The organism is Flavobacterium sp. LK-23 (assembly GCF_058135255.1).
The window spans coordinates 17,737-31,410 of sequence record NZ_JBYUVT010000021.1 but is presented as its reverse complement, the minus strand read 5'-3'; the positions used below and the strand labels follow the sequence as shown (position 1 = coordinate 31,410).

Here is a 13,674-nt window from a genome sequence, read left to right as displayed (position 1 = left end):
ATTATGAAAATTATATACTCATTTTTAGCAACAGGATTTCTGCTATTAGGAACTTCTGTTAAAGCACAAGAAACTATAAAATTGTATCAAGGAAAAGCGCCTGGATCTGAAAACTGGACACAAAAAGAAGCTCAAATGTATTCCGATCTTTTTAAAACTGAAGTTGTTTACAATGTAACAGATCCCTCCTTATTAATTTATCAAGTTCCAAAAGGAGTTAAAAATACAGGAACTGCCATTGTCATTGCTCCGGGTGGCGGTTTTCAAAGTTTATCAATTAACAGAGAAGGAAAAGAACTTGCCGAAATTTTAAGCAAAAAAGGAATCACCGCTTTTGTTTTAAAATACCGTCTTAACAAAACTGAAACCAACGATCCTGCAAGAGAAATGATGGACAAACTAAAAGACAGAGCCGCTTTTGAAAAAAACTCTTTGGCAACTATTCAATTGGCAGCTCAAGACGGGAAAAATGCTCTGAATTTTGTTAGAGCGAATGCTTCAAAATATGGAATTGACATTAAAAAAGTCGGTATAATCGGGTTTTCGGCAGGAAGTACGGTGGCGATGGAAACCGTTTTGGATAATAAAGCAGAACAGCTTCCAGATTTTGTAGCGAATATTTACGGCGGACCAAGACCAGAGCTTTTGAGTGTTCCTGCACCAGAAAAAAAGATTCCAATGTTTGTATGTGCCGCGAGCGACGATCAGTTGAAATTGGCTCCAAGAAGCATTCAAATGTATAATAAATGGCTTGAAGCAGGACAGACTGTTGAGCTTCATATATATTCAAAAGGCGGACATGGTTTTGGAACTGGAAAACAAAATCTACCTGTTGATTCATGGGAAACCCGTTTTGAAGAATGGCTTTCTTTAGAAGGATTTTTATCGAAATAAATAGAAAAGGTTTCACGCAGATTTACACAGATTTGAGCAGATTAGATTAAAAAAAATCTGCGAATATCAGCTTAAATCATTTTAAATCTGCGTGAAAATTAATTAAGACTTTAAAAACTATATAGTATGAAACATAAAATTATAAAAACAGGAAAAATGACGCTTTTGACGGCGTTAGTACTTTCTAATTTGTCTTGGAAAACTGTTTCGAATGATGAAACGAATCCACCGCTTGTAACTATTAAAGGATTTACGTTTGCTGATTTCAACAGAAACGGAAAACTAGATCCGTGGGAAGATACGCGTCTTACTGCTAATCAAAGAATTGATGCGATTATCAAAGAAATGACGAATGCAGAAAAAGTGGAACTTTTAATTGGAACCGGAATGCCGGGAATCGAAGTTCTGACTGGTCCTGTTGGAGATTCTAAACAAGGTTTGGTTCCAGGTGCGGCAGGAGGAACGGCTGCTTTCGAAAGATTCGGAATCCCTGCAACGGTTGTTGCCGATGGTCCTGCTGGATTAAGAATTGCGCCAACAAGAGATAATGATGCTAAAACGTATTATGCAACGGCATTTCCAGTTGGAACGGCTTTGGCTTCAACGTGGAATAAAGCGCTTTTGGAAGAAGTTGGAAAAGCAATGGGGAATGAAGTAAAAGAATACGGTGTGGATGTTTTATTAGCGCCAGCTTTGAATATCCACCGAAATCCTTTAAACGGAAGAAATTTCGAATATTATTCTGAAGATCCTTTAATTTCAGGAAAAACTGCTGCGGCAATTGTAAACGGAATTCAGTCGCAAGGCGTTGGAACTTCAATCAAACATTTCGCTGTAAATAATGAAGAAAGTAACCGTTTAACCATCAATGCTCATGTTTCTGAAAGAGCAATTAGAGAATTGTATTTAAAAGGTTTTGAAATCACGGTTAAAGAATCGCAGCCTTGGACAGTAATGTCTTCATACAACAAATTAAACGGAACTTACACGTCTGACCGAAAAGATCTTTTAACGCAGGTTTTGAGAGACGAATGGGGTTTTAAAGGAATTGTAATGACAGATTGGTTTGGTGGTTTTCCAGGTTTTGAATCGATTTCGAAAGGTTCAAACTCTGATGTTGTACAGCAGATGATTGCGGGAAATGATTTATTGATGCCAGGAATTCCAGTTCAGAAAAAAGCGTTGTTGGCTGCCTTAGATTCTGGCAAATTATCTCAAGAAGTGGCAAATGTAAACGTGAAAAGAATTTTAGAATACGTTTTCCGTACCCCGACTTTCGCTAAATACAAATACAGCGATAAACCAAACCTGACTAAAAATGCTGAAGTAACCAGAAATGCGGCTGCAGAAGGAATGGTTTTACTTAAAAATACCAACAATGCTTTGCCTTTTGCAGACAAACAAAAAGAGGTTTCGGTATTTGGAGTTACTTCTTACGCTTGGATTACAGGCGGAACAGGAAGCGGAAGTGTGAATAACAAACACACTGTTTCTCTTTTAGAAGGTTTAACTGCGGCGGGTTACAAACTAGATAAAGAGTTGGTTGATTTGTACAAACCGCATGCTGAAAAAGAAGTGGCAGCTGAACTAGAAAACAGAAAGGCAAGAGGAATTTTGGCTTTGCCAGAAAGACTTCCAGAATTAAAAATGGACGATGCTTTTATTGCTAAAAAAGCAGCAAGTTCTGAAATTGCTTTCGTGACTTTAGGAAGAAATTCTGGAGAAGGCGGGGACAGAGTTGTTAATAATGATTTTAATATGGCTGATGAAGAAATTCAAATGCTGGATAAAATATCAAAAGCTTTTCATGCTAAAGGAAAAAAAGTAGTCGTTATTTTAAATATTGGCGGAGTTATCGAAACAGCTTCTTGGAAAGATAAAGTAGATGCTATTTTATTAGCTTGGCAGCCAGGTCAGGAAGGCGGACATTCTGTTGCAGATGTAGTTTCTGGAAAAATTAATCCATCTGGAAAATTGACGATGACTTTCCCAGCGAAATATTCAGATACGCCTTCAGCGAAAAATTTCCCAGGATTTCCAGTTGATAATCCGAAAGAGGTAACTTATGAAGAAGGCGTGTATGTTGGATACCGTTATTTCAATACGTTCAACATTAAAACTTCTTACGAATTTGGATTTGGAAGTTCGTATACAACTTTTGAATATTTAGAAGTTAAATTAAGTTCTTCAACTTTCAAGGATAAATTGACTGTTTCTGTTACGGTAAAAAACACTGGAAAAGTGGCAGGAAAAGAAGTAGTGCAGTTGTATCTTTCTGCACCTTCAAAATCAATTGATAAACCGAAAGAAGAATTGAAATCTTTTGGAAAAACAAAAGAATTAAAACCGGGTGAAAGCCAAACGTTGACTTTGACTTTATCGCCAAAAGATCTGGCTTCTTTCTTAGAAAACAGAAGTGCTTGGATTGCAGAAGCAGGCGAGTATAAAGTACTTGTAGGAGCTTCTTCTTTAAATATTAAACAAACAGCATCGTTTTCGGTTGAAAAAGAAATTACAGTGGAGAAAGTGAAGAAAGCTTTTGAATTAGATTCGAAGTTTACAGAGCTTAAACCATAAATTTTAGTTAGTTATTCTGAAAGCCGTCTTGATTTTTTCAAGGCGGTTTTTTTCATTTGGTTGAAGCGGGCTTGTATTTTATAATGATCCCGGTTCTGTTTTCGTGAATCTCTTCTATCATTTATAACATTTGTTTTTCTATATTTGAAACTCAGCATACAAGAAAAGGAAGTTTTGCATTGGCTGATAGTGAAATCTAAATTTGGTACTATTATGAAATTTAAACTTTTTTCTGCTATTGCGATTTTGTGGATAGCAGGCTGCTACGGACAAGAGATTTCTTCAAATAAAATATTTAAAGAAATCGCTTTGGTGAACGGGATCGAATTTATAAACCCGAAATATGACCAGCCAAAATTTAGTTGTGGCTTTCTTATAAAATATAACAATGAAACATTTGCTGTAACAGCAAAACATATACTTAAGATTATTAAGCCCGAAAAAATGACAACCCTGTCGTTGGAGAGCTATATTAAAAATTGGATATTATACCCATTAAACAATAAGTCCGAAATTGTAATTTGTGATAAATTATTAAATGAAGACAAGTCTGAGTTATTGGAAGCCAAGTCAACTTATGATAATGATTGGCTGGTATTTTCCATTAAGCAAAACTCTTCCAGTATTATACCTTTGGAAATAAGAAATACTCCTTTAATTCAGGGAGAAAAATTATATGTTGTGGGTTGGACCAGAACGATGGAAAATGGACCTCAAAGGGTATATGAATTTGAATATTATAAAACAATTTCAAATCGCATTTTATTAAAAGATATTCTTGTGCCAGAGAAATTCGGAGGACTTAGTGGGGCTCCACTAGTAGATGAAAATGGTTTACTTGTTGGGATTGTCTCAAATGGAACAGTTGATCCAGATTCAAATAAGAAGTTTTTCTCTCCATGCTCAATAACGAATTTAGTATCTTTTATGGAAAACAGAAAACATGATAAATAGAAAGCCTTTCCTGTAAAAAGGGGGGTAGCGCGAGGCTGTTGTTTTTTGGCAAACCCGATTGTCAAAATACAACTAAAAAGTAGAAGCTGGCAGTATTCTAGAATAGGTGTTTTTATAAAATAACAAGAGACGGCCATCAGGTCGTCTCTTGTTATTTTAATTAGTAAGAATGATTTTGGCTTACCTTATGTTTAAAATTAGGTTATGATAAAAGAATGTAATTTTATTTAATTTCCAAATTTGTCTCTTTTTTAGATTGAAACCCTGTCGCTTCACTCTCATCAATCATATCAATAGTTTTTGGATGAAGGCTCGCCAGCTGTAAAACGATGGCAGTAAACACTACAAATAACAGTAGAACAAAAACGTGTCTCATTCCTCCATTATCAGCGGCTTTTCCTAAAAACTCTGTAATAATAGCTCCGGCTGAAATACCTGCAAAATTCATAATTCCATATCCCGTAGCCCTGTATCGGGGAGCAACAAACTGACAAAGAATAGGCATATTGTTGGTGTCGTATATTCCAAATCCAAGTCCAAAAAGGACAGCGCCAAAAACAATAGCGGTTGTGTCACAGCAATAGCCAAATAAAAATAATGCCGGGATGGTAAGAAACAATCCAATAGCGCTAGTGTAAATTCTTCCTTTAAGATGTTTCATCACCCATCTGTCTGAAATGGCACCTCCAATTAAAACGCCAAAAAAGGAAGACATGGAAATGGTTACCGTTGCAATTGGTCCCGCCAGACACATGTCCAAATGTAAAGTTTCAGTAAATAAGGTGGGTAACCAGTTTTTGGCCGCCCAGCCTGGTAAACTTGGTGCAGAAAAATAAAAGAGCAAAACCCAAAAGGAGATATTACCGAATAATATTCCCAATCCTTTGAACATCTGCTTGAATTCAAAGCGGACAGATGACTTTTTTCTAGGATCTAAAAAGTAAGTTTTCTTTTCTTGTATAAAAAATATCAGTATTAAACTGTAAAGCACACCGAATAAGCCTACGGAGTGAAAGCTGAAATGCCAGGAAAAATACTTAGAAATAGTGGCTCCAAAACCACCGAGCGCCTGTCCTAAATAAATTCCAGTGGTATGAATCGCAATTGCAAAAGAGCGTGTTTTTTCTTGATGGTAATCTGCTATTAAGGATAAGGCAGCCGGAATATAAAAGGCTTCACTAAAACCCATAATGCCGCGCAAAATATAAATCTGATTGAAAGTTGTGGCATAACCCATTGCCATAGTCACCCCAGACCAAATAAAAAGACTGCCTATAATGATTCTTTTTCGGTTAAACCGATCTGCTATAATTCCAGAAACAGGACTCATAAGTGCATAAATCCAAAGGAAAACTGCCATCAAAAGTCCGAAATTTTCAGCTTTAGCCAATTCAGGAATGTCATCCATCATCGCTGATTTCATAGTGGAGAGCATTTGCCGGTCTAAATAATTCAATAAAGCAACAAACCATAGCAGGCCGACAACAATCCATGGATAGGATTTTTTTTCATTCAATTTTGCAATCATTCTCTTTTTTCAAAATAAAGGCCGAATATACGAATTCAAAAGCAACAGGAAAGAATTGTTTTTCCAGTTAAATTGTTTTCCGTCTGCGTTCATAAGTAAGAATGAATAATCAATATATAACTTTTTCACTTTGCTGAGCATTTTTAAACGGGTAAGCCACAAAATAAAACGAATAAATGTCGAAGCAGGTATTGACTTCAAATTCTGAAGCAGGGGGCTCTGAAATTAAGATTGTTTAGCCCCTAGGTTTACTATGTTTAGCGATTTTTATGTGTTATTATAATAGATTAAAAATCAGCCTGCTGTAACATTTATTCCTTTTTGCACACCAACTAACATAAAAATATTCTATATGAAATTTATGAAATCCTTATTTCTTCTTTATGCAGGCCTTTTTTTATTATGTTTTACTGCAAATGCCCAAGAAAAAACACAGTCCCCTGATCACAATGAAATTATTGAGAAACTAATTAAAAATGAAGAGTATGAAATGAATTGGTTTGCAGTTCGTGATACTGCAAAAATTGAAATTGGAAAGGTATTTACTAAAATCGTTAAAACAAAAAACACAATAAAAGTAACCACGACGGTAAAAATGAAAAATATGCCGGACTGGGTTGATGAAACTGTAGCGGAACTTCCTAACTTAAACCCTGTAAAACATACTTCTGTCAACACCCAAAGAGACATAGAGCTTAATTTCGGGAAACAAACAACTGGTTATTATCTCGATAAAAAGGATAACAAAAAAATAGATATTAAAGAAGAAACAATAGGAAGCTTTTTTGACAGCAATATTTATCCTCAAATAATCCGCTGGCTTCCGCTAAAAGAAAATTATAAAACAGAAATAACTATTTTTGACTATAATCTTGTCACAAAAGCTGCAATTCTTAAAGCAAATATAACGAACACCAAAAAAGGTTTCCTTGCTGGAAAATCTGTGTGGATTGTTACTGTCACAGATGGTATTTCGCAAAACAAAACGATAAATACTTATTATATTGATTCGCAAACCAATCAATTTTTGAAACAGGAAATTGATATGGGAAAAAATAAAATGATAATGGAAAAAGTAAATTAATTTCTAATGTTCAATAGTAATCATCTCAATATTTGAGCTGGGTCATTTTTATGCCCCAGCTCATTTAGTATTTTGCAATATAATTGCAGTCAATTCCAATTGCTGATTTTCTTCAAATTAAACCAGACTTTTCAATTTTTTGGAAAACATTTTTATATACCCTTCCTTATCCTTTTTCACCTCTTGGATTAGTGCCTTTCTTTCAGGCGTGATGCTGCAGTATTTATCCGCCCATAAATTGATTTCAATCATCAGCGGCAAAAGGTCGATACCTTTCGCAGTGAGTTTGTATAAAACTTTGGATTTACTTTCCGGATGAGGCTCTTTTTTGATAATCCCGCTTTCTTCCAGCATTTGAAGTCGTGAAGCCAATATATTGCTGGCTATTTTCTCGTCTGATTTCTGAAAGTCGCCATAAGTGCACTGTCCAGCAAACATTAAATCCCTCACAATCAGCAGTGACCATTTGTCTCCCCAAATATCCAACGACTGGCTTACGGGACAGTCGGAACGCTTCTTATTTTCTGCCATAAAAAAAAATTTAAAAATTCGCTTGCAAAACGAAAGTGGTTTTGTATATTTGTACTTGCAATTTGCAAGCAAATTTACAACAATTTAAAGAAATATACAAATGCAGACAAAAGGGAATACAGTATTTATAAATGGCGGAAGTGCCGGAATTGGTTTGGCCATCGCTAAAAAATTAGCCGCCGAAGGCAATAGCATCATCATCAACGGAAGAGACGAAGAGCGTTTGCAAAATGCATTAAAGGAACTGCCCAGTGCAGTCGGAATTCAGGGTGATTTTGCATCTGAGGCAGACAGGATCCGTATTGCAGATGAATTAAAAAACTATCATTCCGATGTCAATATCATAATCAATAATGCAGGTGCCGCTTTTGCCTATTTATTGAGCGAAACCGCCAATGCCCACGAAAAGGCAAAAATTGAGATGAATGTCAACTATATTGCTATTATTCATTTTACAGAATTGATGATGCCTCATCTGCTGGAAAAAGAAGCTGCAGCCGTTGTGAATATTTCTTCGCTTGCGGTTTATGGAAGCCATAAATTTCTGCCTACCTATGGTGCTACCAAAGCAGCTCTGCACAGTTACACAATGGCTTTGCGATACACCTATGAAGAGCAGAAAAATGTTCAGATCTATGAAGTGTATCCGCCTTTGGTAAATACCGAATTTTCTGCCGAAATAGGCGGGGCTGACGGTATTCCGGCTTCAGAAGTAGCCGACGAGCTTTTCTGGGGCCTAGAGAAAAACCAGTTTGACATACCAGTAGGCGAAACAAAAAAGTATGCTGCTGCCATAGGCGAGGCAATGGCTAAACTGGCTCAGTAAAAAAAGGATAAGCCGAAATCATTGAAGATTATCCACTTTTTAAGGCCATTAAACGTATCAAAATGAATATTCAAAATAAAACTATTCTGATCACTGGAGGAGCATCTGGTATAGGATTGGAAGCTGCAAGACAGTTTCTGGACGCTGGTGCCAGAGTGATTATTACAGGAAGAAATCAATCAAAGCTGGATGAAGTGTCAAAACGTTATCCCTTAATTAAAGCCATCCAAAGTGATGCGGCAGATGAAACTGATGCAAAAAATCTGTATGACGAAATAGTAGCTTTAGGAGGCATTGATATTTTGTACCATAATGCCGGTGTAGGGGTTCCGCCTGCGAATTTAGGAATTCCGGATAAAAAACATCTGCATGGTGCAGTGTATGAAATGGATGTGAATTACTTTGGCGTCATCAGGCTCAATAATCTTTTTATGAGTATGCTCAAAAGCAGATCAGAAGCAGCTATCATTCACACGACATCTATATTGAGTATTGTTCCTTCAGCAGCCGAAGCCACCTATAGTTCATCAAAAGCGGCATTGGCATTTTATACGGTTTCACTGCGCAGGCATCTGCAGGTAATCAACAGCAAAGTGAAAGTTTTTGAACTGCTGCCGCCTCTGGTGGATACCGAGATGGTGGCTGGCAGAGACGATAAAAAAATCAGCCCTAAGGAATTAGTAGAGGGTTTGATTAAAGGCATTAAGAAAAATACGCTCACCATTCGGGTTGGTGACAGCAAAGCGGTTTACCTTATCAATAGGCTGTTTCCAAATCTAGCCTATGGGCTTGTAAATAAAAAGAAGGCAGATAGGCTATTAATGTCTTAATCATATTGCATGTTATGTAACTCATTTTTTAATAGATTAGTCTTTCAAGCATGCAGCCATAATTTTAAAAAAAATTAAATATAATGAAAGCATACACTATTAGCCGCTACAGCAAAAAAGACCTTTTAAAGCTGAGCGAAGTAGACAGGCCTGCTATAAAACCAAATGAGGTTTTGATAGAAATTCATGCCGCAGGAATTAATCAGCTCGACGCCAAAATTAAAAGCGGGGAGTTTAAAATGATGCTCAAATACCAGATGCCCTTAGTTTTAGGTCACGATGTGGCAGGCGTTGTGATTGAGGTTGGGGTTGATGTAAAACGTTTTAAAGTAGGAGATGAAGTGTACAGCCGTCCTTCTGATTACCATATCGGCGGATTTGCTGAATTTATAGCGGTTGATCAGGCAGATGTTGCCCTGAAGCCGAAAAACATTTCCATGAATGAAGCAGCGTCTCTACCCTTAGTCGCGTTGACGGTCTGGCAGGCTTTTATGGAAAAAGCACATTTGACAAAGGGACAAAAAGTTTTTATTCAGGCTGGTTCAGGCGGTGTGGGCACGATTGCCATTCAGCTGGCAAAACATCTGGGCGCTACGGTTGCAACCACTGCGAGCAGAGGTAATTTTGAACTGGTCAAAAATCTTGGTGCAGATGTAGCGATTGATTACAGAACTCAGGATTTTAAGAATCAGCTGAAAGATTACGACTTGGTGCTCAACAGCCAGGATAGTAAGACCTTGGAAAAATCCCTTCGCATTTTGAGGCCGGACGGTAAAGCGGTCTCTATTTCAGGTCCGCCAGATCCTGCTTTTGCCAATGAAATGGGTATGCCATGGCTATTGAAACTGATCATAGGCTTTATCAGCAGAAAAGTACGAAGACAGGCAGAAAAATTAGGGGTTGGTTATTCCTTTTTATTTATGAAAGCCAACGGACAGCAATTATCCGAAATTACCAAGCTGGTGGAACAGGGAGTTATAAAGCCAGTATTGGACAAGGTTTACCGATTTGAGGAAATGAATCAGGCTTTTGATTATGTGAACAGCGGAAGAGCCAGAGGAAAAGTAGTGGTGCAGGTAAAATAAGCATCCTGTTTAACGCCCGATTTTAATTATGAGCCGGTAACTCTAGCCGAAAATGATGACATTGTAATAGTGCACGGACGTTTTCTAATATTTAAAAGCCGTCTTCAACTTTTTGTGGGACTTTTGGAGGGAATTCCAACTTAAAAGTGCCACGATTTTACCACAGAAATTTTGTTCGGGTTTATAAAATATGAAAAGCAGTGTAAAATAGAAAAACCTACAAATTTTAGGATTTGTAGGTTTTGTTTTTTTAGGAAAAAAAAGTCCTAACCATTAATTAGGACTTTTGGGGGGAGAGCAGGATTCGAACCTAAGGCTTAAAACCCGCTTATTTCCTGCATTTTTATTTTATAAAAAACTATAGTGCCACGATTTTGCCATAAAAATAAAACTACTTAGTTTTTGGTGTATAATGTTTTGATTTTTAATTGATTGAAGTGTTTTTTGATGCTCTAATTCTCTTTGCTGGAAATGTAATGACTTTTTTATTAAAGTTATTGTTTTGTCCTGTTTATTTTACCTGTATTCTCTCTCGAAATAATTAAGTATTGATTTGTATTTCTTCTGAGCATAGATACCATGAAATATTCCTTTGCATTCTATTCCTCAAATCCTCTGTAATAAATAGGTTCAACTATTCATCTATTACGGATGGTATATATTGTTGGCTGGGCACTCTTTGAAAAATAAATAAGCGACATGATTCTGTTATCGGCAATTTTATGCTAAAAAGTTAGTGTAAAAACATCTTTTTTTGCCGATAGGATAAATAATATGCTATTGCAAACTCTTGTTCAAAGTAAATTGCACAAGGATTTTGAAATCTTTCAAACCTTCCGAAAGAATATGTCTATATTTTTGATTGATTAATCCATCCTGAAAAAAAACATTCTCTATAATTTTATCTTCTACAGAAGATACAATTGCGTCTTTGAGTTTGTTAAATAAGATTGTTGGTTAATTAATAGATTTTTTGTTTGTTTTTATTTCAAAGGGAGATTAATGATCTATTTATTCTCCCTTATTTTTTTGTTCAAAGTCAGTTAATATAATTTAATAAATATACTATTTATATGAAAAGAGAGAATTTTAGCATAAACAGAAAAAGTTCTTTAAAGAATGTTATATCGATTTTTATTCTGTTGTTTTTTTGTGTCGTTAAGGGGTATTCCCAAAACAATGAAAATACAAGAAGTGCTTTTGAGGTAATAGAAAGATTAGTAGGCAACCGTGCAGCCGATTTTCAGTTGAGCTTGGTTAAAAGTAAAAATAATCAAGCAGATTGGTTTGAAATCAAAACTACAAACAATGTTGTAAAAATTAAAGGGTCAAACAATACTGCAATCTGTTACGCGGCTTATAATTTTCTTCGCGATATTGGAGCTGCTTTAGCAAGTTGGGAAGGGAATAGAGTGGCTCTTCCTAAGGTTTGGCCAAAATATAGTAAAAAAGGAAATACACCTTTTGAATACAGAGAATATCTAAATGCCTGTACTTTCGGCTACACAACACCTTGGTGGGATTGGAAACGCTGGGAACAGGAAATTGATTGGATGGCTTTGCACGGAATTAATCTTCCAACAGCTATGGAGGGGCAAGAAGCAGTGTGGCAGGAATTATGGAAAGAATATGGCTTAACCAATTCGCAATTAGAAGCACATTTTGCGGGACCAGCATTTTTGCCATGGCAGCGTATGGGAAATATCAATAGTCTTGAAGGGCCGCTTCCACAAGAATGGTTTTTGAAAAAAGAAGAACTTCAAAAGAAAATCTTAGAAAGAATGCGAGCATTAGATATGCATCCTGTTGTGCCTGCTTTTAGCGGTTATGTACCTAAGGCTTTCGCCGAAAAACATCCTGAAGCTAAGATAACAGAACTCAAGTCTTGGTCAGGAGGAGGTTTTGCCAGTACTTTTCTACTAGATTCAAAAGATCCGCTGTTCAAAAAGATAGGGAAACGTTTTATTGAAATTTACACGAAAACATACGGAAAGTCTGATTTTTATCTGGCAGATTCTTTCAATGAAATCGAACCTCCAGTTTCGGAACATAATAAATATGAAGAACTTTCCAACTACGGAAGCACTGTTTATGAAACGATTAATGAAGCAGCTCCGGGCGCAGTCTGGGTTATGCAAGGTTGGCTTTTTGGAGACAATAAAGAATTTTGGACAAAAGAAGCTACAAAGGCTTTTTTAAGTAAAGTTCCGAATGAAAAAGTGATGGTTCAAGATTATGCCAACGACAGATATAAAGTGTGGGAAAATCAGGAAGCTTTTTATGGAAAACAATGGACGTACGGTTATGTGCATAACTATGGAGGATCAAATCCTGTGTACGGAGATTTGAATTTTTACAAAGAAGAATTGACAAGTTTATTGAAAAATCCACACAAAGGAAATATTGTCGGTTATGGAGCAATGCCTGAGGGTTTAAATAATAATTCAATTGTTTACGAATACATATATGATCTTGCATGGAGCAAAGGAGAACAGCCTATAAACGATTGGCTGACAAAATATTTAAATGCAAGATACGGTGGGACAGTTTCAGAATCTGTTTTTCAAGCCTGGAAATTATTATTGGAGTCGGTTTACAATGTAAAATACTGGGAAACTCGCTGGTGGAATGATAGAGCAGGAGCGTATTTGTTATTTAAACGTCCAACTGCTACAATTACAGAATTCAAAGGAAATCCTGGCGATAAGAAAAAATTGAAAGAAGCTTTGGATCTTTTAAGTAAAGAAGCTAAAAAGTATGATCAAAAAGATTTTATCCAATATGATTTAATCGATGTTTCAAGACATTATTATTCATTATGTATAGATGAGGATTTAATGGAATGTGTAAAAGCCTATCAGCAGAAAAATATTGAAAAAGGAGATCAATTATTTAAAAAGATAGAAAAACAAGCATTGGATATTGATAAAATAATGGCAGGCGAGCCATTAAACAGTTTAGACCAATGGGTTAAATCGGCTTCAGATTATGGAAGTTCTCCAGAAGTGTCTTCATTATATGTAAAGAATGCCAAAACATTAATTACGCTTTGGGGAGGAGAAGGACATCTTAATGATTATGCTTCGAGATCATGGAAAGGAATGTATAAAGGATTTTACTGGCCAAGATGGAAAATGTTTTTAGAAGCTTTAAGAAAAGCATCAGTTGACAACACTCCTTTTGATGAAAATAAAGAAAGAGAATCAATTAAAAATTGGGAAATTAATTGGACAGAAAGCAAATAAAAATATCCAACGATTATAATTACTTCGTATATAAACATAATTTAACTTAATATTTATAAAATAACTTAAAACCAAACCATCTATATGAAAAAGAAAATTCCCGAAAACGTTTTATTAGTA

At 36.0% G+C, this 13,674-nt stretch carries 10 protein-coding genes; 8 read left to right on the top strand and 2 right to left on the bottom strand.

Annotated elements, in window-relative coordinates; genetic code table 11:
* Positions 1-3 precede the first annotated feature (3 nt).
* The 3 genes from AC3Y25_RS21310 (at position 4) to AC3Y25_RS21300 (ending at position 4,425) form a co-directional block, all read left to right on the top strand.
* The gene (locus AC3Y25_RS21310; RefSeq protein ID WP_489904128.1) at positions 4-894 is read left to right on the top strand and encodes an alpha/beta hydrolase; all 891 of its coding nucleotides are present in this window, start codon (positions 4-6) and stop codon (positions 892-894) included.
* Positions 895-1,020: 126 nt separating this feature from the next.
* On the top strand, positions 1,021-3,471 hold the full coding sequence (locus tag AC3Y25_RS21305; RefSeq protein ID WP_489904127.1) for a glycoside hydrolase family 3 C-terminal domain-containing protein: 2,451 nt from the start codon (positions 1,021-1,023) through the stop codon (positions 3,469-3,471).
* Positions 3,472-3,684: 213 nt separating this feature from the next.
* Positions 3,685-4,425, top strand: coding sequence for a trypsin-like serine protease (locus tag AC3Y25_RS21300; protein WP_489904126.1), 741 nt, complete (start codon positions 3,685-3,687; stop codon positions 4,423-4,425).
* Between the two features lie 223 nt (positions 4,426-4,648).
* Here the strand turns inward: AC3Y25_RS21300 and AC3Y25_RS21295 are convergent, their stop codons facing one another.
* On the bottom strand, positions 4,649-5,953 hold the full coding sequence (locus AC3Y25_RS21295) for an MFS transporter (protein WP_489904125.1): 1,305 nt from the start codon (positions 5,951-5,953) through the stop codon (positions 4,649-4,651).
* Positions 5,954-6,305: 352 nt separating this feature from the next.
* Here AC3Y25_RS21295 and AC3Y25_RS21290 point away from each other — a divergent pair, with 352 nt between their 5' ends.
* A complete protein-coding gene (locus tag AC3Y25_RS21290) occupies positions 6,306-7,037 on the top strand; it encodes a DUF3108 domain-containing protein (protein ID WP_489904124.1) in 732 nt (243 codons plus the stop codon).
* Between the two features lie 117 nt (positions 7,038-7,154).
* On the opposite strand, the gene AC3Y25_RS21285 is transcribed toward AC3Y25_RS21290, so the two are convergent.
* On the bottom strand, positions 7,155-7,568 hold the full coding sequence (locus AC3Y25_RS21285) for a winged helix-turn-helix transcriptional regulator (RefSeq protein ID WP_489904123.1): 414 nt from the start codon (positions 7,566-7,568) through the stop codon (positions 7,155-7,157).
* Positions 7,569-7,668: 100 nt separating this feature from the next.
* On the opposite strand from AC3Y25_RS21285, the gene AC3Y25_RS21280 reads away from it, so the two are divergent.
* From AC3Y25_RS21280 to AC3Y25_RS21265, 4 genes are all read left to right on the top strand, one after another.
* Entirely contained in the window at positions 7,669-8,394 is a 726-nt protein-coding gene (locus AC3Y25_RS21280) for an SDR family oxidoreductase (protein ID WP_489904122.1), read from the top strand.
* Between the two features lie 62 nt (positions 8,395-8,456).
* Complete coding sequence (locus tag AC3Y25_RS21275; RefSeq protein ID WP_489904121.1) at positions 8,457-9,224, top strand: SDR family oxidoreductase; 768 nt, start codon at positions 8,457-8,459, stop codon at positions 9,222-9,224.
* Between the two features lie 83 nt (positions 9,225-9,307).
* The gene (locus AC3Y25_RS21270) at positions 9,308-10,309 is read left to right on the top strand and encodes an NADP-dependent oxidoreductase (RefSeq protein ID WP_489904120.1); all 1,002 of its coding nucleotides are present in this window, start codon (positions 9,308-9,310) and stop codon (positions 10,307-10,309) included.
* Positions 10,310-11,382: 1,073 nt separating this feature from the next.
* On the top strand, positions 11,383-13,554 hold the full coding sequence (locus AC3Y25_RS21265; RefSeq protein ID WP_489904119.1) for an alpha-N-acetylglucosaminidase: 2,172 nt from the start codon (positions 11,383-11,385) through the stop codon (positions 13,552-13,554).
* Positions 13,555-13,674 lie beyond the last annotated feature (120 nt).

Bases quoted from the DNA above. Each gene is read 5' to 3' on its own strand.
- AC3Y25_RS21300 (WP_489904126.1), top strand. From the start codon at position 3,685: ATGAAATTTAAACTTTTTTCTGCTATTGCGATTTTGTGGATAGCAGGC.
- AC3Y25_RS21265 (WP_489904119.1), top strand. From the start codon at position 11,383: ATGAAAAGAGAGAATTTTAGCATAAACAGAAAAAGTTCTTTAAAGAAT.
- AC3Y25_RS21285 (WP_489904123.1), bottom strand. From the start codon at position 7,568: ATGGCAGAAAATAAGAAGCGTTCCGACTGTCCCGTAAGCCAGTCGTTG.
- AC3Y25_RS21280 (WP_489904122.1), top strand. From the start codon at position 7,669: ATGCAGACAAAAGGGAATACAGTATTTATAAATGGCGGAAGTGCCGGA.
- AC3Y25_RS21275 (WP_489904121.1), top strand. From the start codon at position 8,457: ATGAATATTCAAAATAAAACTATTCTGATCACTGGAGGAGCATCTGGT.
- AC3Y25_RS21305 (WP_489904127.1), top strand. From the start codon at position 1,021: ATGAAACATAAAATTATAAAAACAGGAAAAATGACGCTTTTGACGGCG.
- AC3Y25_RS21310 (WP_489904128.1), top strand. From the start codon at position 4: ATGAAAATTATATACTCATTTTTAGCAACAGGATTTCTGCTATTAGGA.
- AC3Y25_RS21290 (WP_489904124.1), top strand. From the start codon at position 6,306: ATGAAATTTATGAAATCCTTATTTCTTCTTTATGCAGGCCTTTTTTTA.
- AC3Y25_RS21270 (WP_489904120.1), top strand. From the start codon at position 9,308: ATGAAAGCATACACTATTAGCCGCTACAGCAAAAAAGACCTTTTAAAG.
- AC3Y25_RS21295 (WP_489904125.1), bottom strand. From the start codon at position 5,953: ATGATTGCAAAATTGAATGAAAAAAAATCCTATCCATGGATTGTTGTC.